At 49.3% G+C, this 24589-nt stretch carries 20 protein-coding genes and 1 tRNA gene; 14 read left to right on the forward strand and 7 right to left on the reverse strand.

Annotated elements, in window-relative coordinates; all coding sequences use genetic code 11:
• Positions 1-35: 35 nt before the first annotated feature.
• The 4 genes from QEH59_RS07445 to QEH59_RS07460 all read left to right on the forward strand — a co-directional run bounded on the left by QEH59_RS07445 (position 36) and on the right by QEH59_RS07460 (position 3910).
• Complete coding sequence (locus QEH59_RS07445) at positions 36-641, forward strand: cytochrome c oxidase subunit 3 (protein WP_308984737.1); 606 nt, start codon at positions 36-38, stop codon at positions 639-641.
• A 46-nt stretch (positions 642-687) separates the two neighbouring features.
• Positions 688-1044 (forward strand): hypothetical protein, encoded by a 357-nt coding sequence (locus QEH59_RS07450; RefSeq protein WP_308984738.1) that lies wholly within the window; start codon positions 688-690, stop codon positions 1042-1044.
• Between the two features lie 186 nt (positions 1045-1230).
• Complete coding sequence (locus tag QEH59_RS07455; protein WP_308984739.1) at positions 1231-2046, forward strand: cytochrome c oxidase assembly protein; 816 nt, start codon at positions 1231-1233, stop codon at positions 2044-2046.
• Positions 2047-2077: 31 nt separating this feature from the next.
• Positions 2078-3910, forward strand: a complete 1833-nt coding sequence (locus tag QEH59_RS07460; RefSeq protein WP_308984740.1) for an SLC13 family permease — start codon at positions 2078-2080, stop codon at positions 3908-3910.
• Positions 3911-3965: 55 nt separating this feature from the next.
• On the opposite strand, the gene QEH59_RS07465 is transcribed toward QEH59_RS07460, so the two are convergent.
• Complete coding sequence (locus tag QEH59_RS07465) at positions 3966-4382, reverse strand: RrF2 family transcriptional regulator (RefSeq protein WP_308984741.1); 417 nt, start codon at positions 4380-4382, stop codon at positions 3966-3968.
• 240 nt (positions 4383-4622) lie between these two features.
• Here QEH59_RS07465 and gyrB point away from each other — a divergent pair, with 240 nt between their 5' ends.
• Positions 4623-7163 carry a DNA topoisomerase (ATP-hydrolyzing) subunit B gene (gyrB, locus tag QEH59_RS07470; protein ID WP_308984742.1) on the forward strand — a complete coding sequence of 847 codons (2541 nt, stop codon included), beginning with the start codon at positions 4623-4625 and terminating at the stop codon, positions 7161-7163.
• 131 nt (positions 7164-7294) lie between these two features.
• Positions 7295-9877: a DNA gyrase subunit A gene (gene gyrA, locus QEH59_RS07475; RefSeq protein WP_308984743.1), complete on the forward strand. Its 2583-nt coding sequence runs from the start codon at positions 7295-7297 to the stop codon at positions 9875-9877.
• A 122-nt stretch (positions 9878-9999) separates the two neighbouring features.
• Here gyrA and QEH59_RS07480 read toward each other — a convergent pair whose 3' ends face one another.
• From QEH59_RS07480 to QEH59_RS07500, 5 genes are all read right to left on the reverse strand, one after another.
• The gene (locus QEH59_RS07480) at positions 10000-10866 is read right to left on the reverse strand and encodes a DNA/RNA non-specific endonuclease (RefSeq protein ID WP_308984744.1); all 867 of its coding nucleotides are present in this window, start codon (positions 10864-10866) and stop codon (positions 10000-10002) included.
• A gap of 195 nt (positions 10867-11061) precedes the next feature.
• Positions 11062-12930: a bifunctional lysophospholipid acyltransferase family protein/GNAT family N-acetyltransferase gene (locus tag QEH59_RS07485; protein WP_308984745.1), complete on the reverse strand. Its 1869-nt coding sequence runs from the start codon at positions 12928-12930 to the stop codon at positions 11062-11064.
• 25 nt (positions 12931-12955) lie between these two features.
• Complete coding sequence (locus QEH59_RS07490) at positions 12956-15985, reverse strand: ATP-binding protein (RefSeq protein ID WP_308984746.1); 3030 nt, start codon at positions 15983-15985, stop codon at positions 12956-12958.
• 65 nt (positions 15986-16050) lie between these two features.
• Positions 16051-16449, reverse strand: coding sequence for a DUF1318 domain-containing protein (locus QEH59_RS07495; RefSeq protein ID WP_308984747.1), 399 nt, complete (start codon positions 16447-16449; stop codon positions 16051-16053).
• On the reverse strand, positions 16450-16704 hold the full coding sequence (locus QEH59_RS07500) for a hypothetical protein (RefSeq protein WP_308984748.1): 255 nt from the start codon (positions 16702-16704) through the stop codon (positions 16450-16452). It abuts the gene before it with no gap.
• Positions 16705-16853: 149 nt separating this feature from the next.
• On the opposite strand from QEH59_RS07500, the gene QEH59_RS07505 reads away from it, so the two are divergent.
• From QEH59_RS07505 to QEH59_RS07535, 7 genes are all read left to right on the forward strand, one after another.
• Positions 16854-16930 (forward strand) — tRNA-Val (locus QEH59_RS07505).
• A 52-nt stretch (positions 16931-16982) separates the two neighbouring features.
• Entirely contained in the window at positions 16983-17456 is a 474-nt protein-coding gene (gene ilvN, locus QEH59_RS07510; protein ID WP_308984749.1) for an acetolactate synthase small subunit, read from the forward strand.
• A gap of 134 nt (positions 17457-17590) precedes the next feature.
• The gene (ilvC, locus tag QEH59_RS07515) at positions 17591-18619 is read left to right on the forward strand and encodes a ketol-acid reductoisomerase (protein ID WP_308984750.1); all 1029 of its coding nucleotides are present in this window, start codon (positions 17591-17593) and stop codon (positions 18617-18619) included.
• A 63-nt stretch (positions 18620-18682) separates the two neighbouring features.
• The gene (hemC, locus tag QEH59_RS07520) at positions 18683-19537 is read left to right on the forward strand and encodes a hydroxymethylbilane synthase (RefSeq protein WP_308984751.1); all 855 of its coding nucleotides are present in this window, start codon (positions 18683-18685) and stop codon (positions 19535-19537) included.
• Positions 19538-19553: 16 nt separating this feature from the next.
• Complete coding sequence (gene cobA / locus QEH59_RS07525) at positions 19554-21092, forward strand: uroporphyrinogen-III C-methyltransferase (protein ID WP_308984752.1); 1539 nt, start codon at positions 19554-19556, stop codon at positions 21090-21092.
• A 60-nt stretch (positions 21093-21152) separates the two neighbouring features.
• On the forward strand, positions 21153-21620 hold the full coding sequence (locus QEH59_RS07530; protein ID WP_308984753.1) for a peptidylprolyl isomerase: 468 nt from the start codon (positions 21153-21155) through the stop codon (positions 21618-21620).
• A 149-nt stretch (positions 21621-21769) separates the two neighbouring features.
• Positions 21770-22540, forward strand: a complete 771-nt coding sequence (locus QEH59_RS07535; protein ID WP_308984754.1) for an alpha/beta fold hydrolase — start codon at positions 21770-21772, stop codon at positions 22538-22540.
• Positions 22541-22691: 151 nt separating this feature from the next.
• Here the strand turns inward: QEH59_RS07535 and QEH59_RS07540 are convergent, their stop codons facing one another.
• Complete coding sequence (locus QEH59_RS07540) at positions 22692-23255, reverse strand: DUF4136 domain-containing protein (protein WP_308984755.1); 564 nt, start codon at positions 23253-23255, stop codon at positions 22692-22694.
• A 259-nt stretch (positions 23256-23514) separates the two neighbouring features.
• Here QEH59_RS07540 and QEH59_RS07545 point away from each other — a divergent pair, with 259 nt between their 5' ends.
• Positions 23515-24534: an SDR family oxidoreductase gene (locus QEH59_RS07545; protein WP_308984756.1), complete on the forward strand. Its 1020-nt coding sequence runs from the start codon at positions 23515-23517 to the stop codon at positions 24532-24534.
• Positions 24535-24589: the final 55 nt, after the last annotated feature.

Here is a 24589-nt window from a genome sequence, read left to right on the forward strand (position 1 = left end):
TTCCCTGATTATTCATTTTAATTCCTTATTTTCTAATGTCTGAAAACGCCACAGCACATCAAGACGACGGCCACGCCAGTCTGATCATCGATAACAAAAAGCTACTCATGTGGCTCTTTCTCGGATCGGACTGCATGTTTTTCGGCACGCTCATTTCAACCCATCTGATCTATCGTAAGCTTTACCCTGAGTCTTTCGACCCGACCACACTCTTCAGCTTAGAGCTGACCTCATTTTCGACTTTCATTTTGTTGATGAGTTCATTTCTGATGGCACTGGCAGTCTCGGCAATGCACAAAGGTGAGCTGAAAAGCTTCCGACGTAACGTGCTAGGAGTCATATTCTTCGGCTTGATCTTCCTAGGCTGCCAGGTTTATGAGTTTGCGCACTTCGTACACGCTGGACTGACACTTTCGACAAACACTTTCGGATCCACATTCTATATGATGACAGGAACGCACGGGGTGCACGTTGCCATTGGTGTATTCTGGCTCATCTGCATGTATTTCTACTCACATACTGGTAAAATGGATGCACATGAGAGTGCGGTCGATGTCGAGATCGCTGGCCTCTATTGGCACTTCGTCGACATCGTATGGATCGTCATTTTCACAGCAGTCTATCTAATCGAATTTATTTAATCGATAGATTCATTCGCCGCCTGTAAATTTATCTTTATATTAAGTTATGTCTGAAGCCGATTACCATCCACTCCCCATAGCAGCTGAATCCAACAAAAACAGCGAGACGGAAAAATATCATACCTTCGTCAACCTAGCACTGGGCTTAGCAGCCATCACAGGTGTCGAGTTAGTATTGGTTTATTTGCCCTTCAACGAGATATTTATATTCTCAGTGCTCTTATCACTCTCCCTCTTTAAGTTCGTTGCCGTGATCGCTTGGTTCATGCACCTGCTCTACGACAAACTACTACTTACGCTGGCTTTCGGCACAGGAATGGCCATTGCAACTGGTACCTTCATCGCACTGGGATCATTGATTTCACGTAGCAATGTCGATATGGATGCGATCACCAGTTTCTAAACACGACAAGCCACCCTATGCGATTGAGTTGCAGCTTACGGCTGACTCCCGAGTGAATACCAGCCTCAAACTCAAAACATCGACTACGTCTCACTCTTGCCGGTGAGTATCCGTGAGACACAAACAAGCTCGCAAACTTGTAATTTTGCATTCGCCACTTAATCGTTCGGATACATTCTCCGCTCGATGCAACTGCACTGGCATACTGAACCATTCTTATTAATCACCCTTCTGGGTGTCGGCTGGTTGTATGCGCTTGCCATTGGCCCACTGCGCCAACGCATCGCTCCTCACGCAGCATTCCCGCTTCGACAATGCTGTTTGTTTTACTTTGGACTGCTACTGACCTACCTGGCAGTAGGATCCCCACTGGACCAAATCGGTGAACAATTCCTTTTTTTTGCTCACATGCTACAGCACATGCTGCTGATCTACTTTGCCACAACTCTATTTATCTATGGCACACCAGCATGGTTAATCGACTGGCTACTCGGACCGGAGGTTATCCGTAAACCAATGCGTTTGCTCACACACCCAATCTGTGGCGGGTTGCTCTTCACCTTCACCTACACCATTTGGCACGTACCTGCGCTCTACGAGGCCGCCCTGCACAACAAACGAATCCACATACTCGAGCACTGGAGCATGTTCGGGCTGGGCTTAATCATGCTATGGCCCTACCTTACCAACTCTACCCGTGTACCACGTCACAGCTACGGGGTCCGTATGCTAGCGATCTTCCTACTCATGGTGGGACAATTACCAGTATTTGCCTTTCTATGTTTCGCAGGCGACCCCATCTATCCCACCTACGCATGGGCACCACGAATCATTGACCTGGATCCGCTCAACGACCAAATTCTGGGCGGAATAATTATGAAAGTAGTGAACATGGGATTTTCTCTTACAATTTTAGGAATCTCCTTTTACAACTGGGCAAAAAGTGAGGAAGCAGACGATCCAGTTGATCCAATGAATGCCATGAATTCACTGGATGCCTAATAGACACAGCCTATAACCCGATTTATTCTGAATGACCTGGGAAATTATTTTTGTTTTCGCATTACTTATTTTTGCGATCATCAGCTTCATCTGGGAACGCATTTCCGCCGACCTGACCGCACTGACTGTGTTTGGCATCCTGCTGTTTGTCAGTGCACTCAGCAATAGCACCGAACTCCCCTCACTCGACGCCATGCTGGGTGTCTTTGGTAATTCGGCTCCGCTCACGATTGCGGGCATGTTCATCGTCAGTGCTGCACTAGAACGAACAGGTGCCATCGACTTAATCACCGCCTATCTGCGTAAACTGGTCAAGTTTCCCTACCGTAGTTTTTTATTTATAATGATTCTAGGCGTCGCGGCAGTATCCGCATTCGTCAACAATACTCCGGTAGTCATCGTGCTGATGCCAGTGATCTTATCGCTCTCACGGGAAATGGGCGTCGCCTCCTCGAAGCTGCTAATCCCACTCTCCTACGCCTCCATCTTTGGTGGCACCTGCACGCTACTGGGCACCAGCACTAACTTATTGGCCAGCGGCATCTTGCGTGACGCGGGGCATGCCCCGATCGGCATGTTTGAATTAGCCTCAGTGGGGCTTCCTATTTTAACAGTAGGCACAGTCTACCTCGTTATTTTTGGTAATAAATTACTCCCCCACCGCGAAACTCTCACATCCATTCTTAGTGATGAGGAACGCAAAGAATTCATCACCGAAGCCTTCGTACGCTCCGGTTCCGACTTACATGGCAAAACAGCAAAAGACAGTGGCTTACTCAAAGGGCGTGGCATCCGTCTCCTGGAAATCGTCCGTCACGGCGTGGCCGTGCAAGGAGACCCCAAAAAACAGGTGCTCCAATTCGGGGATCGTCTGGTCTTAGCCTGCCGCCCCGCTGGCGTGGCAGAAGCCCACTCCATGAAAGGCATCACCATCCAAACTGAACTCGCGGAGGGCCTGGAGACCATCGCAACCGATGAAGGTGCCCTAGTTGAAGGCGTCCTGGCCCCACATGCCTCAATTGCCGGTTTAACTCTAGGTGAAATCAACTTTCGACAACGCTTCCGCATGGTTGTGGTTGCTGTGCATCGCAAAGGTACGAACCAACGAGAACGACTTTCCAGTCTACGACTGAAAGCAGGCGACACCCTATTGATGATGGGGTCAACCAAAGCCATCGACTCCTTGGCTAATAGCGATGAAATCATCATCCTCGATCGCCCTCGCGTCCCCGCCCGAAGTTTGCGTGTCAAAATGCCAATTGCCATAGGCACAGCCATCAGTATTGTCGCATTAGCCACACTCAACTTAGTGCCCATCGTAGCAGCCGTTTGCCTAGGCGTGGCAGTGCTACTACTGTCCGGATGTATGAAGGCAAAAGATGCTTACGCTTCAGTCGAATGGAGCATTCTAATTATTATTTTTGGTATGTTGGCACTGGGACAAGCCATGGATTCGACAGGCGCAAGCCTGATGATCGCCGAAAGCATGACTGGCCTAGTGGCTCAATTTGCTCCCGCACACCTGCAGAACGTGATCATGTTGGCTTTGATCTATATCATCACCTCCACCTTTACCGAATTCCTGTCTAATAATGCCGCAGTCGCGCTCATGGTGCCAATAGCCCTTGGCATCGCGGCAACATTGGGCATCGACCCCCGACCATTCGTGGTCGCCAGCTGTATCGCGGCTTCTGCCAGCTTTGCCACCCCGATCGGGTACCAAACCAATACCTATGTCTATGGTGTCGGCGGCTACCGCTTCTTCGACTTCACCAAAGTCGGACTACCCCTCAACCTGATCTGCTTCGCAGTCACCGTAACCACCGTGCCCATGGTTTGGGGCTTTGACTCAGTACTCCCCTAAAAATACCAGCCCTCAGCCCTCAGCCCTCAGCCCTCAGCCCTCAGCCCTCAGCCCTCTAAATATAATACATTTCCGCATCAGCATCCCGTACAATGAAGTCATCTAAATGATACTCAGCCATCTTAGATTCAAAACACTCGCCGACCTCACTCCAAATTTCAGCGACCCGTTGTCCAGAATGCCCGGCATCCTCAAAATTACGCTCAAGTAACTCACCATCCACCGCCTCAACGATTTCAATTAAAGTGATACGTTTCGGCTCGCGGGCCAAGGCATAACCACCTTGTTTGCCGCGTTTACTGACAATAAGCCCAGCATTTCGCAACTCGTTAAGAATCTGCACCAGATAATTAGCAGGTATCGCTTCAGCGCTTGCTAGGGTTTCGATATGCGCCAATTTACCCTGTCCGTGCGTGCGACCAAGTTGCGCTAAGACACGACAGGCATATTCAAGTTTATGGGAAAGCTTCACGAGACTTAAGTTAGGCTCATGACTAAAGAAGTAAACTTAAAAGCAAATCCAAGCGCCAACAGCTGTATATTTTTCCAATAAAGCAGCCGAGTTGCAAGCGAGCTAAAACAGGAAAAAACGACTTAAATTTCAAGCCATAAGCCGCTGAAAGAAAGCAACTTGTATATCCACAAAAAAATGGCCTGAATCGGAAGTTTTTAGTAGCCACTGAGCCGGGCTTTGCATATATATTTCTAGCTTATGTCAGAAGATACAACGCCCGAAAATTTAGATCCTAAAGCTGCTCCGATCGCGGACTCAAAAGACGTCTACGATTCGTCCAAGATTCAGAAACTCGAAGGTCTTGAAGGTGTGCGTAAGCGCCCCGACATGTATATCGGCGATACGAATGAGCGCGGCCTACACCACTGTGTGTTTGAGATTGTCGACAACTCAATCGATGAAGCGCTCGCGGGGCATTGCTCAGAAATCACAGTCAGCATTCACAATGACGGCTCTTGCTCGGTCGAAGACGATGGTCGTGGCATCCCAGTCGACATTCATCCGAAGTATAACATTCCCTCGCTGGAACTAGTAATGACCAATCTCCACGCAGGCGGCAAATTTGGTAAAGGCGCTTACCAAGTCTCCGGTGGCCTGCACGGCGTGGGTGCCAAGTGCGTCAATGCCGTCTCCGAATGGTTTGAAGTCGAGGTCCGCCGCGACGGCAAAGTCCACAAGATGGAATTTTCCCGCGGCAAAACCACTTCTAAGATGAAGGTTATTGGAGAAACAAAGCGCACCGGCACACGCATCGCATTCTCTCCTGACCCTCAAATTTTCGAAACCACACGCGACTTCAAATTCGAACTACTCGGCAAGCGTTTACGTGAACTCGCCTTTCTCAACCCAGGCATCAAAATTACCTTCGTCGATGAACGTATCAATAAAACCGATTCCTTTATCTTCAAGGATGGCATTGCGGAATACGTCACATACCTCAACGAAAATAAAAACGTGCTGCATCCGGAGCCAATTAGTTTCCACGGTGAAGCGCCCACACCGAACCCGGATCTCGATGCGAATATTGTCGTCGACATTGCCTTTCAATACAACGACAGCTACAATGATCAGATTTATGCCTACGCAAACTCGATCCACAACATCGAGGGGGGCACCCACCTCTCTGGGTTTCGTACAGCGCTAACTCGTGTCATTAATGCCTACGGCAAGGCTAATAATTTAATTAAGGATAAGGAACCGAATCTTTCAGGCGAAGATGCCCGTGAAGGTCTTACAGCCATCGTTTCTGTCAAGGTTCCTGAGCCTCGCTTCGAAGGTCAGACCAAAACGAAGCTCTCCAATGGCGAAGTGGACGGCATCGTTCAAAAAATTACCGGGGAAGAGTTAAAATACTACTTTGAAACCAATCCGCAAGTCGCCAAGAAGCTAATCGACAAGTGTCTGAACGCAGCACGCGCCCGCGAAGCCGCCCGCAAGGCACGTGAAACGGTTCGTAAAGGCGCCCTTTCCTCCGGAGGCCTGCCAGGCAAACTGGCCGACTGTTCGTCTAAAGATCCTGCCGTGTCCGAGCTCTACATTGTGGAGGGTGATTCCGCTGGTGGCTCGGCCAAACAGGGCCGTGACCGAGCGACCCAAGCCATCCTCCCGATCCGTGGTAAGCTTCTCAACGTTGAGAAGGCCCGCTTGGATAAGGTGCTGGGTAACAATGAAATTCGCACGCTCATCACAGCGGTCGGCACCGGTATCGGCGATCACGAAGGCGACGGAGCCTTTGATGCCACTAAAGCGCGTTACCATAAAATCATTCTAATGACCGATGCGGACGTCGATGGTGCTCACATTCGCACCCTGCTACTCACCTTCATCTTCCGCCAAATGAAGGGATTGATTGAAGCGGGTTATGTTTACATAGCACAACCACCATTGTATAAAATCAAACGCAAGCGGCGCGAGCAGTATGTCGACAACGATCCACAATTGAATCGAATTCTACTCGAACTCGGCTCAGAAGACGTCACTCTGGTGCGTCTACGCGACCAAACAGAACTCACCGGAGCCACCATCGATCAACTCGTTGAATGCATGTCTCGCCTGGAAATGATTGGCCGTGGCGTAACTCGCTATGGCTGCGATTTTGCTCAATACTTGGATCAACACGATCCAGATGACTATAAGCTCCCGCGCTACATCGTTCGTATTCGTACAGGCAATGAGGAAGCGTTCCGCTTTCTAAAAAACGACGAAGATCGTATGGCCTTCCATGCTGAATTCGCACTTACCGACGAAGACGGCACGGACACCGTCATCCGTGAAATCACCAGTGACGAAGGCATCAAAGTACAACAACGCATTTCTCTGCACGAGATCTTCGAATCCACTGAGATGGCCAAGCTCATCCGTGAGGTAGCTGATGCCGGGATGGATATTAGACAGTTTTCCAAGAGCCCTGAACCACGCTATCAGATCATCGAGAACAAAGGAGATGAAAAGAAAGAGAATATCATCGAGCTCTACTCCATCATCGAGTTGATCGAGAACATTCGAGCAATCGGTCGCCGTGGCCTCAGCATTCAGCGCTATAAGGGTCTTGGTGAAATGAACCCCAAGCAGCTCTATGAAACCACGATGGATCCAAAATCGCGGCGACTACTAAAAGTCAGCATTGCTGACGCCGCTGTAGCTGACGGCATCTTCTCGATGCTCATGGGTGAAGACGTCCCAAGTCGTCGTGCCTTTATCGAAGATAATGCACTCAATGTAGCGCACCTTGACGTCTAATCCTGAGCCAAATCATAGGCCTATATCTTAATCATATTCTTAATCCTAATCAAATCAGTACTGCTTATATACTCTAATCACGAGTAAACTTAGCATTAAGGTTAAGAAGAGTAACGAAGTTAAAAAATCTAATGTCCGAAGAACTCACACCTAAAAACCCTGAGCACACCAGCGCCGAAGTCACATCGATTATCGACATCATGCAGACGGCTTACATCGATTACTCGATGTCTGTCATCGTCAGTCGTGCGCTGCCCGATGCCCGCGACGGTCTCAAGCCAGTGCAACGCCGAATCCTCTATGCGATGCTACGTGAAGGTTTGCTTCACAACCGTCCATTTGACAAGTGCGCCGGTGTCGTCGGGGAAGTCCTAAAAAACTATCACCCTCACGGTGACAGTTCTGTTTACGACACGCTCGTTCGCCTAGCCCAGCACTGGGTCATGCGATACCCACTCATCATTCCACAGGGTAATTTCGGATCCATCGACGGAGACTCCGCCGCAGCTTATCGTTATACCGAGTGTAAACTCGAAGGCATCGCCGAAGATCTACTCAAGGATATCGACGAAGATACAGTCGATTTTGTTCCAAATTATAAAGAAAGCTCCACTGAGCCTTCTGTACTTCCAGCCGCGCTGCCGAACCTGCTAATGAACGGTTCGACTGGTATCGCCGTGGGCATGACAACTAACATCCCGCCACACAATCTGCATGAGGTGATCGACGCAGCAATTGCCATCATCGAGAATCCAAAGATCGAACTGGACGAGTTAATCAAGATCATTCCAGGCCCCGACTTCCCAGGCGGCGGTTATATTCACGGCAAATCTGGAATCGAAAGCTATCTAAAAACAGGCCGTGGCATCGTGCGCACCCGAGGCATCGCTGAAGTAGTCGAAAATAAGGGCAAGGAAGAAATCATTATTTCCGCCATCCCCTATAACGTCAACCGCGCCTCTTTAGTTATCCGCATCGCGGATCTGATCAAAGAAAAGGCAATCGATGGCATTTCCGACCTGCGTGATGAATCCACTGAAACCACTCGTATTGTCATCGAGCTCAAACGTGGCGCGATTCCCCGCGTAATCATTAATCAGCTCTACAAAAGCACACCACTAGAGAGCTCTTTTGGTGTCATCTTACTGGCACTTGACAACCGTCGCCCTAAGCAGATGAACATCAAAGAGATGCTTACTTGCTACATCGACCACCGTCGCGATGTCATCTACCGCCGCACCGCTTTTCGACTACGTAAGGCCGAAGCACGCGCCCACATCCTTGAAGGTTACAAAATCGCCCTGGATAATATGGATGATTTCGTCCGCATCATCCGCGCGTCCAAGAACCGCGATGAAGCGAAGCAATCTCTGATGGCCAAGTATCCACTCACAGAGATTCAAACCACCGCCATCCTGGAACTACGCCTCTATCAACTCACCGGAATGGAACGCGGTAAAATCGAAGAAGAATATCGCGCATTGATGGAACTCATCGAAGAGCTTCGCTCCATCCTGGACAGTGAACAAAAGCTGCTCTTAGTCATCAAAGATGAGCTGGGAGAAATGAAAGAGAAGTATGGCAATCCGCGCCGCTCTCAAATACTCGCAATTGACGGTGATCTTTCAATGGAAGACATCATTCCTAACGAAGGCTGCATGATTACCATCACGCACAAGGGCTTCATGAAACGCACTTCGCTCGACGAGTACCGCTCACAAAAGCGTGGCGGTAAGGGTGTGATCGGATCGGGCCAGTATGAAGATGATTTTGTCGAACACCTCTTCACCGCATCCACCCACGACTATATAATGTTCTTCATGAACAACGGTCGCGTCTATGTGGAAAAGGTCTACCACATACCGGAAGGCAGTCGCACTGCGAAGGGCCGCGCCATCGCCAACATCATCGAGCTACAGGCTGGTGAAAAAATCGCCGCGATGATCTGCGTTAAAGATTTCAACGAATCCGAGCAACGTATCGTATTGGCCACCGAACGCGGTGTCACGAAAAAGACTCTGTTATCCGATTACAAAAATCACCGTAAAGGTGGCCTAATTGGCATCAACATCGATGAAGGAGACAACCTAATCGGCGCTCGCCTCACTTCTGGTCAGGACGATATTCTACTGGTGACCAGTAATGCGCAATCTATACGCTTCCCAGAAACTGACTTACGCGACCAAGGCCGTGCCACACGCGGCGTTCGAGGCATCAAGCTTAAAACTCAAGAGGATAAAGTCGTCGCCATCGAGATAGTCAATCCACCCACAGTCGTGGATGCATCCGAAGAAGGCACTGAACCAGAACCTAAAAAGCTCTTGCTCATCGCAGGGGCAAACGGCCTGGGTAAACGCACTGAATTCGATGACTATCGGGTTCAATCACGCGGTGGCTCCGGTATTATTGCAATTAAATCTGATAAAGTTGCTGGCGCACTTAGCGTGACTGAAACAGACGAAATTATGATGTTCACCAAAAAAGGCCAAGCCGTCCGCAGCCCGATCAACACCGTACGCGTCACCGGTCGTGCCGCCAGTGGTGTCAAGCTGGTGAACCTCGCAGACAAGGATGAGTTGATTGGCATCAGTAAGGTCATCGCCACCGAGGAAGAACAATCCGGCGACGAGGATGTCAGTGCTAGCGAAAGCGAAATTACCGCAGCAGACGTCCCTTCAACAGAAAGCGCTGACGCTGAAGCAAGCGAAGAGTAATTCGTATTAACCGACCTCAATACCAACTGTGTTTCACTGGCCGCTCCCTGAGGAGCGGCCTTTTTTCTAGCCTATAAGATTCTGCATTCTTAGAATTGCTATCAATCAAACAAGCCACTCCATCACCATAAACGTTTAGCTAAGTCCGCCTCCAAGCTGGACTCGGCAGTGTCATCCAATAGGGATAATAAATCCAGCCCAGTCGCTGCTTCGACCGCATCTATCGTCACCAAATGCTGACTCAACTTGGTCGAATTCGTAACTTCCTGATCAAGTATTAGCGCTAGCGCGCGCACTCCAGTCGGCTCCACCACATCGATAATGACTTTAAAGAAAGCCGAAGGTATCGCTACGCCGCTGACTAAACGTTGAATCGGCTCGCGATAAACCGGACCAGTAATCACCCAGACCTCTTGATAATCCTTTAAATACCGATTTGCCACGACTTGCTCAAATTCCTTCCAAGGGCCCTGATTGAGCTCAGGACGCTGTGGCACGATATTACTCATCAAAAATGTTTCCTGCTGCGCTCGCTCACCAAAAACAGAGTCGATTGCGTAATTCGGAGCCATATGCCCCCGGTCGTAACCTGAATGACTATAGTCGCCATGCCGCACTCGTGCACGCGTGCGGCGATCCGTTTCAAAAGTCTCCAGTCGTTCAGATGCAGCGCTCCTATCACCACGCTTCAAATGGTAGGCAACCCAAGCTGGATTTCGCAGCGTCTCATCATAACCAACCATATAACCCTGATTTTGCAGTAACTTAACAGGCCGCGCCCCAATCGGCACGCCTGCAAAGGTATAGCGATCCGCACCTTCCACATCCCCGACAGTGATCACGTTCCCCAACGAAGCAGGCATCTGCTGAATCACCCAATTAAGCACGGCATCCATATCTCGATTCGTCTGCTTCAGCTCAATCAACCAATCGAGCCCCACAATTAACCGCTCCTGCGAACGTCGCTGTGTCGCCTCATCCTGTTTCACATACCACGCCCCAAATAGCATAGCTGCCACACACACAAATAGCAGCAATAACTTACAATTCCTCCACAGCCGACCGATCATGCCCAACTGTCTCTTTATTTTACGCGCACCTACCATAGCTTCCTAAAAAAATGCGCTACCACAACGCTTCTGCCGCAGAATGCAATACGTGACTACTCAAAGCCAAACATCATGTCAAATAACGGATTCTGCGGCGGCAATGACCTCCTCCACATCCAAATCCTGAGCATGATAATTCTTAAAATTTCCGTAGCCTTCCTTGCCGAGATAGCGTTGCAATACCTTGGGATCCGTTTTGCAAAGATCGACTAGAATCAGCCCATCGATCACATCGCTAAAGGCAGGATCGACGTTAAAACTAAGCAGTACGCCATTCAGCTTTAAATAATGACGTAACAAAATCGGCACTCCCTTTCGATCCTCCTCAAAACCTGATACAATCGCAGAAACAGAATCTACCGACTTGATTGCCTCACCGATGTGTTTCAACGAGATACCTTTTAATAGCTTAAAAGACTTTGGTGAATTACGGGCTTTTACATACTGAGACAGCTCCTCGTCAAAACTATGTTCACGAAAAAAATGAACCATCAAATCTTTGGAAATACTATTATAGGCATCGGTAATACTAACCGGACCAAACAAGGTTCGATACTGAGGATTCCGCGCCACAAACTCACCAATTCCACGCCAGATTAAAGCCAAAGAAGCATGTTTCTTCTGATACTTAATACAAATAAATGACCGCCCCAGCTCAATGGCCGGCCCCAATTTTTCTAGGAATCTGGCACGATAATGAAACAAAGTAGAAGTGTAGAGTCCTTGCTTACCATACTCTTTAACGATCTCGTCCGCCAATCCGATCCTATAGGCACCAACAATTTCTCGCTCGGCACGGTTCCACATAAACAGGTGCAAATAATAGTGGTCAAACTCATCCAGATCCGACGCCTGTCCGGTTCCTTCCTCAACAGCTCTAAAAGTTTCTTCCCGCAAACGTCCAATTTCTTTTAATACGAGTGGAATTTTATCTGCGCTGACACAATACACCTCGAAATCTCCATGCTCTACCAAACGTGTTAAAGCTGGCAACGATTCAATTTCCTGCTCTAAGCGATGTGTCAGTTGTGCAGGTGCCAAGGGCTGAATAGTGCGCGCAGCAGTAGCAGAGCGAAAAGGTAAACGTAAACGCCGACGACTTTGCTTCGGCTCCATTTCTTTTAAAGCGTACGTTTTTAAGCGTAAATATTCAGTTGCCGCCTCCTTTGTTTCGAATGTTTCCAAATGCTTGGGTTCAATGATAGCTCCAACCTTTAGACGCATTTCTCGTCCTCGGGCCCGCGAGAACTCACGGGCCAACAAAGCAGTCCGTAAACGAGGATGGAGTAGACCAGCTGCCTGAAAAAGTGCACTGTTGCACCCTTCAAAATAAATCGGCAGTACCTTTGCACCGGTCTTTAAGGCTAAATTCACGATGTGACCAGTCCAGAGTGGATCCACCACTGCACCGCTCTTTAAACGTAAACTGGAAACTTCCCCAGCAGGAAAGGCTCCCAGACATCCACCATCACGCAGCAAGCGAATCGCATCACGCATCCCCTTTAGATTGGCTCGCGAAGACGCCTCTCCACCGAATGGATCCACTTGTATAATACTGCCACGAATCCCCTCCATGTGAGCCAATAGATAATTCCCCATCAACTTTGCATCCTGGCGCACACCTTTAAGTAAGGCGCCCATGACCACCCCATCGACCCCGCCGAAGGGATGGTTTGCAATGACAATCAACGAGCCAGTCTTGGGGATTCGTTCAAAATCTGCATTATCCAATTCAAAATGCACCCCCATCACCCGTAGGGTTTTCATGAAAAAAGCCTCATCATTCTCAATGTCATCCAACTGAGAATGAACATCTGCATAAATACGGTTTACCCCGTTGATTCCAAGCATTCGCTCAATCCCCGGCGCAAAGCATTTACTTAACAACTTCGGCATCTTCACCCCAGCGAGAGTACCTTGCAAATCGATTAATTTAGGCTCCATTCTAGTAAATTATTATGCTCATTATTCATGCTCTAAACTCATGATAAGCACGTCGTAGTGCGTCCTTGAGCTCAACGATTTCCACTGGCTTACGAATAAAATCATTCATTCCCGCATCCAAACAGCTTTGACGATCCTCATTCATTGCAAAGGCTGTCACGGCAATAATATGCTGCTCACACCTCTCGATCCTTTCCGCCCCGCTACGTATTGCACGTGTTAGTTCAATTCCACTAAGTCCCGGCAAACGCACATCCAGAAGGACAGTATCGTAGGCCCGATGCTTCAACTGCTCCAAAGCATCCTCGCCGGATTCAACCACGTGCGGACGATAGCCCAGCATTTCCAAAAGCTCACGAATCACCCTGCGATTATCCTTATCATCCTCACAGACTAAGATTCGCAGCGGGTATGCTTCCGCAAAACTCCCAGCCAAACGATCATCCGTCCCTGTCTGTTTCACAAAAGGAGCCAGCGTATTGGCCTCATGCTCCTTTCTTAATAACTGAATTGTAAAATGAAATTGACTCCCACTCCCAAGCTCACTGTCCACCCAGATCTGCCCTTGCATTCGCTCAATTAAGCGCTTGGAAATAATCAATCCCAGCCCCGTACCTCCATACTTCCGCGTCGTCGAGGAATCCACTTGACTAAAGGCTCGAAACAATAATTGAAACTTATCCTTTGCGATTCCGCAGCCGGTATCTCGAACCTCAAAGTGTAAAGTATCATACGCGCAGTTTTTAGCAGCTTCGGCAGACTCTAATTTCACGTGGATCGACACCTCTCCTCGCGTGGTAAACTTCACTCCGTTATTGACCAAATTGGTTAATACCTGGCGAATGCGATGCGCGTCCCCAATATATGTTTCCTGTAGATTGGGCTCAAGCTCGTAGTGCACATGAATCCCCTTCTCCTGCGCCATAACCAGCACACTCTCCAAAGACTCACAAACCACCTGTTCGATATCAAATTCTTCCACATCCAATTCAAGTGAACGCGACTCAATCTTGGAATAATCAAGAATATTATTAATCAAATCCAACAAAGCTCGTCCGCTACGTTTGATAATCGCAACCTGCTCACTCTGCGTCTCTGATAAATCTGCCTGTCCGAGTAAATCGGTGTAGCCTATAATCGCATTCATGGGCGTGCGTATCTCATGACTCATCATCGCAAGAAACTCTCCCTTGGCAGAACTTGCTGCATCTGCAGATTCAATCGCAACTCGCAGCTGTTTTTCCTGACCTCGGATTAAAAGTAATCCTGACAAACTCGTAGATAGCACCCGAACCGCATAAATTTCGCCATCACTCCAATCATGTGAACGACTGCAATGATCCACACCAAAAAATCCATACAACTCCCCCTCCATCCACATCGGCATCACTAACATTGAACGACTATTAAAATGGCGTAAAACATCCACTGACAGCGCATCCTTACGCCGACTGTCTATTTGCATGTACCCCCCTTCATTAAGCGTTTGATACCAACCGGGGCAAAACTCCTCTAACGGAGCATCTTGATAATGCGGATTCCCCAAAAAACTAGGGCAATTTTCATGTAAACGCCACTCGTGCTGAATACAGAAATTCTGAAGAGCTTCATTGGTACGGTCAGTGATCTCAAATATAAATGCCCGCTCAACATTCAAAGCATTACCGACCTCTCGCATCGCCGCTTCAACAGCGCGTCCAACATCCTGAGTCACCAAAAGATTATTATTTGCACGCGCAGTGGCGCGTAGAATTTTATCCCTATCCTTAATTGCAGTTTCAGCCAACTTCCGCTCGCTGATATCATAAGCGACCCACACGACACTGGAAGTGCCACCAGCAGAGCGACGCATCGGAGTCACTCGTGCCTCGAAAACGTGCTCACCGACATCAGCTGACTCTAAAGAATACTCATGCTTTCGAATCTCATTAACTTGAATGGTTTTCTCGATCGTATCCATAAAACCACGACAAACACTGGAATCAAAGATATCGGCAATATTACGACCGACGGCACGTTCAGCAGACACGATACGGTGATTCGCTTCAATACGTGCACTGGCAGCAAATATATCTCGAATCTCTCCCTCACGTGTTAATACAAAAGCAATATCCGGAAGCGCTTCTGTAAAAGCGCGGAGGCGTGTCTCATTCTCCAACACTTGCGCCTCACGGATACGCAATTCCATCATTACTGCAGCTAAGCAAATCGACGTGATTGAAACGACCCCGACAAATATCCAAATATTCGCAGGACTCTGACTCATGCCACTACCATCCCCGGAAAGTACGCGAATAATTTCCCACCCTGCCAGGAGTGCCAGTGCCAGCACTCCAGCAGACGCCCCGCGTAGACCGAAACGCGTCGCCGACCATGCCATGATAGGAAAAATTGCCAATTCCATCGGATAAAATAAGGTATCCGATGGTGCCCAATTTTGAAAAGTTATGTGCCCGAACAATAATAAGGTAACAAACCACAAACAAACCTCAACACCCTGATTTGCTGCCAAGCGAAATTTACTTGGATTGGCCCATGTTAATAGAAAAGGCGTCGCAATAATGGCCCCCACACTGGCAGACAACCAGTTTGTCCAGAGCAGCGGCACAAAATGCCCCTCAAAATTAATGGCTAAACTACTCAAGAAAAATAAGGTTTGTACCACCGCCCCCAGTATGGTACTTAGGATGAAACCGACAAAAATGATCAAAAGCGCATCGCGTATGCGCTCCATCCTATAATCCACCTTTAAGATTGCCATTAAGCGATACGCCAAGGCAGACGTCACTGTGACTGCAAAAGGCATACTCAATATCAAAAGGTATGCTTGCTTCTCAAAAATTGCAGGTATCAGAGTACCAATAAAAACTGCAGGCAGATAGCGATAACCGCCCAACATGACAATGGCAATTGCCACCCCATATGCAGGCGCAACTTGTCGCACGCTCTCGCCAAAGCGATCATCGGTTAATGTAACTGTAATCTGAGCCGCAAAAGCTGCTGCCAATACAGAAAATAAAAACTTTAGTGCAAAGCGAAGAGAGGGATTCTTCATTAAAAATGGAGTCTAAAAAAGCAAACGCAGGCAGGCAGAAAAATCCGTAACTATCTACTGCGCAACTATTGGCGAAACCACTCACCAGATTGTGACTGAAACCAAACACCCTGCGGCAAATTCTTCCTGATTTGCTCAGCTCGCTTACGCTGCACTGCAGCCACCGGTATCCCCAAGCGCTCCGAAATCAACTTATAATAGGCGAGACGATCTCGATTCTCATCCGCCAAAAGACGTCGCCCACTTCGATCCAAGTCAGCACGCGCCTCAACCAAGCCCATATTTGTCTCACCGACCAAGGCCTGCAACTTCAACTCCATCAATGCAGGCAAGCGTTCGCCAATGGAATGACGCAAGGCTTCTTCTGTCGTCCCGGATGCCTGTGCCGACAGCGGTGCTTGCGCGTAAAAGAACCCCAGACAACAAATAAATACGCACTTAAACAATAGTATATAATTTTTCATTTATTCAGCTCCTTCTTCGATATGATCAGCTGCAATTTCACGCGAGAGGGCATCCAATTCAGCAAAGGATTTTTCCAACTCCCGTTCCAAACGTACATTCACATCCATAGTAATCTGAATCGGTTCAACCCGATGCTCGGTCTTGACTGAGACACATCCAAGCGAAAGCCCGGACAAAATGATACCTCCCCCCAAGACTATCCACAGTCCTAAAGCTCGGTGCAGTTTTTCTTGAATGCAGTATAGAGTGTTCACAAGGCACAATTGGACCCTGTAAATCAACTATTGGCAAGTGGCATCTTCAGCATCGTTTCTGAAGAAAAACATAAAAAATTCAAATACCGCAAAAAAATGCTTGATTCAACAATCCATCGCGGCATCGTCCCTGTTTTCTCAAATCTAGAGGACGGTTAGCTCAGCTGGTTAGAGCACCTCGTTTACACCGAGGGGGTCGTGGGTTCGAATCCCTCACCGTCTACCATTTTATTAAACGTTGAATCGGGGATTAAGCAATTAATCCCCGTTCTTCTATTATGCGTCACATCATCTCAATTCTTGTCGAAAATAAATTTGGAGTTCTCGCTCGCATCGCTGGAATGTTCAGCGGTCGTGGATTCAATATCGAGACACTGAATGTGGGACCTATGATGGATAATAAACTCTCGCGTATTACGGCCACAATTATTGGCGACAGCGAAGCACTGGACCAAGCAATCAAGCAGGTCAACAAATTGATAAATGTCCTCGAAGTCACTGAATTTTCAGACGGACAAGCCACAGAGCGCGAACTAGTCATGCTAAAAGTGAGTGCCTCTGCCGGTCAGCGTTCTGAAGTGATGCAAGTATGCGATATCTTTCGTGCCAAAATCATCGACGTCGCTCCTGAGAGCGTGAACATCGAAATGACTGGTAATGCAAATAAGGTCACCGCTTTCCTCAATCTCGTGGAGCCCTACGGTATCATCGAAATGGCACGCACTGGTAATCTAGCGCTAAAACGCGGCTAGTCCCCTGCCCCGAATTGATTTCATTAATTTGTTTCACAGTAAATTGGATGCCTTTCTTTCCAGCTGTTTCTAATTTTAATATTTAATATTTTCACTAACCAGGGAGTCATTCACTTCCACAAACAACGATAAATATGCCTGCAAAAGTCTATACAGATAAAGACGCCGACCTAAGAGTTATCAAAAAGAAAACCCTTGCCATCATTGGCTACGGTTCTCAGGGCCACGCACACGCCCAAAACCTCAAGGACAGCGGTCTGAATGTGATCATTGGTCTCTACAAAAAGAGCAAATCTGCTGCCGTTGCCCGCAAGCAAGGCTTCGAAGTTTTTGAAACTGCTGAAGCTGTTCAACGTGCAGACGTCATCATGATCGCCGTGCCCGACATGAAGCAGGCTGAGGTTTACGAAAACGATATTCTTCCCAACCTGACAGAAGGCAAGACGCTTGCATTCACCCACGGTCTGGCAATCCACTTCGGATTGATCGAAGCGCCTAAAGGCATCGACGTCATCATGGTGGCTCCTAAGGGTCCTGGCCACGTGGTTCGCAGCCAATATGTTGAAGGTAAGGGCGTTCCTGCATTGATCGCGGTCAACAAGGGCTCCTCAAAAGACGCCAAAAAAGTTGCTCTGGCATGGGCCAAGGGCGTCGGCGGCACACGTGCCGGCGTGATCGAAACATCTTTCAAGGAAGAGTGTGAAACTGACCTCTTCGGTGAGCAAGCCGTTCTTTGCGGTGGCGCATCGGCCCTCGTTATGGCTGGCTTCGAAACATTGGTTGAAGCTGGCTACCAACCCGAAATGGCTTACTTCGAGTGCTTGCACGAGTTGAAGCTAATCGTCGACCTTATGGTTGAGTCCGGCATCTCTGGCATGCGTTTCTCCATCTCCGAAACAGCTGAATGGGGTGACTACATCTCTGGCCCTCGCGTGATCAACGCACAGTCTAAGAAGGCGATGAAGGCGATCCTCAAGGACATCCAAACTGGCAAGTTCACCAAGAACTGGGTCAAGGAATACAAGGATGGTCTGCCAAAATACAAGCAGTTCATCGAAGATGGCCAGAACCACCAAATCGAGAAGACAGGTCAACGCCTCCGCGCGCTGATGCCTTGGGTTAAGAAGCGCAACATCAAGGGCACACAAGCTTCTTACAACTAAGCGATTTCATATTTGAAATTCAAAGCGGTCGTCAGATTATACTGACGACCGCTTTTTCGTTTCATGACCACTCCCACACTCATCGCCACCCGCAAAAGTCCGCTCGCGCTCAAGCAAACGGAAATGGTACGTGCCCGCCTCGCAGAGACGCTTCCACAAGAGGAATTTGCGAATCTCGAACTGACGACCAAAGTCGACGAGCGCCTCAATTGGTCGCTGGAAAAGCGTGGTGGGATTGGCCTGTTCACCAAGGAACTGGAGGACGCCCTACTCGACCATCGCGCGGAACTAGCGATTCACAGCGCCAAGGACATGCCGACAGTCTCCCCGGCAGGACTTGCCATCGCTGGCTATCTGCCGCGCGCCCGCGTAAATGACGTGCTGGTGCATCGCAACGATTGCCCGATCCCCAAAACCATCGCCACCAGCAGTCCTCGTCGCCGGGCACAGCTCGGCATCCTGTTTCCATCCGCCGAATGGACGACGATTCGCGGCAATGTCGGCACACGCCTGCGTAAGATAGCGGAAGGTGAATGCGAAGCCAGCCTGCTCGCTGCGGCGGGGCTCGACCGCCTTGAAATTGAATCGTATCCTGGTTCAAATTTCATCGAACTACCGGTACACCAAGTCGTGCCGGCACCCGGGCAAGCCGCGATCGCGGTGCAATGCCGCAGTGAAGATCTCGCAAAATACGAAAATCTCTTCTGCGCCCAGACCCAGCTCGCGGTTACTTTCGAAAAAGGCTTCCTGCAACGCTTGGGAAGTGGCTGTCAGATCCCGGTCGGCGCCTATTACAAAGCGGGTCTCTTTCGGGTCTTTCATCCTGAAGTGGGCCATCAAGAATTTAAAATCACACTCGAGTCCATGGATCAAATTGAGCCCGAACTCGATGCCATAATGAAAGAGCTAAAGCTCTAATTCCTAATTCTCCAGCATGTCACAACCAGGAAAAGTATATCTCATCGGCGCCGGCCCCGGCGACCCGGGCCTTGTCACCGTTCGCGCACGTGAACTCATCGAACTTGCTGATGTCATCGTTTACGACTACCTCGCAAATCCCAAGTTGCTGGACTGGGCAAAGCCAGCTGCGGAAAAAATCTACGTCGGCAAACGTTCGGGCATGCACTCGATCCCACAGGATGAAATCGAGGAAATTCTGGTCGACCGCGCACATAAAGGCTTACAAGTGGTTCGTCTCAAGGGGGGCGACCCCTTCGTATTTGGTCGTGGCGGCGAAGAAGCCAGCGAGTTGCAGATCGACAAAATCCCCTTTGAAATCGTCCCCGGAGTCACCGCCGCACTGGCAGCAGCGGCCTATGCAGGCATTCCTCTGTCCCACAGGGACTTCAGCTCCTCCATCACCTTTCTCACCGGACATGAAAATCCAGAGAAACATACGCTCAGTATCGACTTCAAGCTATACGGAAAAACCAACGGCACACTTTGTCTCTACATGAGCGTGGGACAACTACCGCGCATTATCAAAGAGCTCAAAGCAGGTGGCATGTCGGGCGAAATGCCCGTCGGCATTATCCAATGGGCCACACTTAGCCGGCAAAAATCCGTCTATGGCACCATCGATAGCATACTCGAGGACATCGAGCAATCCGGCATCGGGACCCCGGCCATGATCATCATTGGCCAAGTCGTGGCACACCGGGCAAAGACCGAATGGTTTGAAGGACGCCCACTCTTTGGCAAACGTATCGTCGTCACCCGCGCCCGCGAACAGGCGGGACAACTCAGCCAGATTCTGAGCGACCAAGGTGCCGAAGTCATTGAACTGCCCTTCATCTCGGTCCAGCAACATTTCGATGCCAAACGCCTGGGTGAGGTATTTGCAGGCATCGCTGTTTACGAATGGATTATCTTTACTAGCGCCAATGGCGTGAAGAATTTCTTCGATCTATTTTATAAGGCCTACGATGACATCCGTTGCCTCGGGCCCATGCGCATCGCCGCAGTCGGAGCGGCCACCGCGCGCGAGATTGAAAAGCACAAACTCAAAGTAGACCTCATCCCGCAAAAGGCCAATGCCGACGCCCTCGCCGATGAATTGATCGAAAACGAAGGCATCGAAAGCGTGCAAATCCTCGTGATCACCGGCAATCTGAACCGCGAGAACCTGGTCAAACGCTTGGAATCCGATGAAGGCCGCGCCATCGTCGACACATTGCCCCTCTACAAAACCACGAAGACAGACCTCAGCCAAGACCCTGCAGCTGAACGTTTCCGTCAGGAAGGTGCCGACGCCGTGCTCTTTACCAGCTCATCTACAGTAAAATCTTTTGTTGATCAACATGCTGCACTCACACTGGAGCCGGATGCCCGCAAGCCTGTATTCGGCAGTATCGGTCCCCTCACCACGCAAACGTTGAAAGACCTCAAACTTCCGGTTGCCTTCGAAGCCACACAAGCCAGCTTGGAACACTTCGTCGTCGAGACCATCTCTCATCTCAACTCTGAAGCATAAGTCCGACTCTAAATCCCAATCCGATTCAGACGAAAACCAAATAAATCACACACACATACTATGAAAGTTACACTCGAAACCACACAAGGCTCCATCACCTTCGAGCTCTTTGCCGACGTCGCGCCAAAGACCTGCGAAAACTTCACCACTCACTGTAAGAACGGCTACTACAACGGCGTGATCTTCCACCGCATCATTGAGCAATTCATGATCCAAGGAGGCGACCCCACTGGCACAGGCCGCGGCGGTGAGTCCATCTGGGGCAAAAATTTTGAAGACGAGTGTGCGCGCGATCTCACTTTCGACAAGCCCGGCCTGCTCGCCATGGCCAATGCAGGCCCCGGCACCAACGGCAGCCAATTCTTCATCACGACTGCAGCTACACCTTGGCTCCACATGAACCACACCATCTTCGGTGAAGTGATCGAAGGCATGGACGTCGTAGAAAAACTGGAAAAGGTCAAAAAAGGCCCCGGTGACCGCCCGGTTGAGGAGCAAAAAATCATCTCGGCCACAGTCAGCGAGTAGCCCCAAAGACAGAGGTCGAAAATCAAAAGACAGATTTTGAACTGAATCACTAGACGGCTCACAACGAGCCGTCTTTTTTGTGTCTGATCAATGGCGCTAAGCCATGCTTGCCTCCCCACTCTCCACGGCCCACTCTCCACTCCATTCAAATGCAGATTCTAGCACTTCACGGTTTCACTGGTTGCGGCAGCGATTTTGCTCCTTTCGCGGAGCTGGTCGGCGCGCAATGGCATTGTCCCGACCTCCCGGGGCACGCCGCCAATTCTCAGCTGCCTTGCAAGCCAGCTGACATGATCGATTTTATCGAGCACGAACGGCACAACAAGCAGCTACAAACTGCAGCCCCCAAGATTCTACTAGGCTACTCCATGGGAGCGCGAGCCGCCCTAGTTCACGCCTGCCAACAGCCAGCGGCATGGGATGCACTGATTCTCATCAGTGCCAATCCGGGCATCGCAGACGACGCGGAGCGGGTCCAGCGCCGAAGCACCGATGCCGAACTTGCGTCTTCCATCGAGAGCAAGGGCCTAAGCGCATTTCTAGAATTTTGGCAGCAGACTCCCATGATTCGCAGCCAAAAAAATATTCGCAGCAATTGGCGCACGCGCATGCAGGCTAATCGTGGTACACACACAACAGCCGGCCTCGCTCGTAACCTGCGTGAATTCGGTCAAGGCAGCGTGCCCAACCTCTGGCCCCGACTCGGAAAGCTCTCCATTCCCACTTTATTAATAACTGGCCAAGAAGATACCAAATATACTCAAATTGCCCGTCAAATACTCGCCCCGTTGAGCGCCAGCCGTAAGCCCGCGTGGAAGCACGCAATTATTGACAGCGTCGGGCATGCCCCTCATCTGGAAGCCCCTGAGTTCACAGCAAGCACTATTCGCCAGTTTCTAAACAATTCGCTCCCCCAATAAGCGATTTTGATGTGCATCTACCCGGTTCTAAGAACCAAGGTTACGGGGAACAGCTTCATTCAGGTTCAAAGGGTTTGCGAATTGGTATTATTTCTCTTTTAATCCCATGTAGCAAAAGCCCAATTACCTGTTCTCCACATCTAACTTCGCTTTATTCAATACTTGGCAGATTTGGATCTTTTACAATGTGCTGCGGGAAATTCTCAATTGCACGCGCCAGCGAGGCGACAACCCGCTCTTCGGTCAGCTGAAGTGCATCGAAGCTATTAGGCAGATCCTTGCGCCAAAACAAATTTTGCGTCCGAGTCTCATAAATCTCAAGTGTAAGGTGTAAACGCGACGCAAAACGGGTACGCGTATCGTCGCGCCGCGCCATCACCTCAGTATAAGGATCAATATGCGCAAAAGGATCAACATGACTGCTAACAGACTTCTTCCATTTCACGATGGCGAAAAAATCCGCATCAGTATCCGAAAACTCAAAGCCCCGATTTTGAAGTTCATTAACAATCACTTGCTCAGAAAGCGCTTCCAGCAATAATTCATCGGATTCCCGAAAATCCATACCACTCACCAATGTGTGCTTAAAACGGAATGTATCCAGTGAGCTAAAATTAATAGTCTTCACAAATTCCGCATGCTGGGCGGTGCTCATACAGCCAGTAAAACCAGTGATTATAGCTAGCAAGGGCATCATATACAGGAATAATTTCATAATAAACGAAGGCTAATGGATCATTTGAAAAACTCAAACTATCAATCATACCCACAAACGACTTTAAGCGATTCCACCCTTGTCGCCCCCTGTCCAATACGTTCTTGTTTTTTACATGCACCTTACCAGCCAAGAACGTAGAAGCCTCTCGATCATCTTGCTGATTTTAATCCTTGCGACGATTGGCTGGTGGATTTTCTAAGTGCATCTCAGCAAGATTTGCTTCGTAATCTCAACACAAAGTTGTTACGCTTTAGGCATGAATGTACTTTTAATCGGAGGCACCGGAAACATTAGCGCAGCGAGCGTCAGGTTGGCCCTGCAACGGGGGCATCAGGTCACGCTACTCAACCGTGGTCAACGTCCGCTGGCCGACTATGAGATTCACGGAGCCGAATCACTAATCGCCGATATACATGATGAAGCCGCCACTCTTGCCGCACTCGGTGAACGCACTTTTGATGTCGTCGCCAATTTTATAGCCTTTCACCCCGCAGACATCGAACGTGACATTCGCCTTTTTCAAGGTCGCTGCGCCCAATATATCTTTATAAGCTCTGCCAGCGCCTATCAAAAGCCACTCGCCCAAGCTGTTGTTACGGAATCCACCCCACTCAAAAACCCTTATTGGGACTACTCACGTGCCAAGATCGCCTGTGAAGAAGCCTGCATCAGAGCCTACCGGCAGAATGATTTTCCGGTGACTATCGTGCGTCCCTCCCTGACATACGATACGGTAATTCCAACAGCCATCGGAGGCTGGAACGATTACACAATCATACAACGTATGCGTCAACGTCGCCCAGTGGTCGTACATGGAGACGGAAGCAGCCTATGGACAATGACGCACGCTACGGATTTCGCCAAAGGTTTCGTCGGATTACTGTGTAATCAACAAGCGATTGGTGAGGCCTTTCATATCACTTCTGACGAATTACTGACTTGGAACCAAATTTACGATGCTGTCGGTATTGCCGCGGGAACTGGCCCGGTTGAAAAAGTCCACATTCCTTCCAGCTTTATTGCTAAAGTAGTACCCACTAAAAAAGGTAGTCTACTGGGCGACAAAGCAGTCAGTACCATCTTCGATAATTCCAAAATCAAACGCATCGTGCCTGACTACCAGGCTACAACCCCATTTCAGCGAGGTATCCAACGTACACTTGCATGGTTCGAGGCAAAGCCTAAACGCATGCAAACCAATCAGGCCTGTCATCAATTACTCGACAGTATTATTAACGCCTATAAACCTGCCTACGACGCTGCTCGACCAAGCTAGCCGTACAGACATCGCTTAACATCATAAGATACTAAAATACCCAATAGATATAAAA

Origin of the sequence: Thalassobacterium sedimentorum (assembly GCF_031127905.1) — a bacterium.
GTDB classification, from domain to species: Bacteria; Verrucomicrobiota; Verrucomicrobiia; order Opitutales; family Coraliomargaritaceae; genus Thalassobacterium; species Thalassobacterium sedimentorum.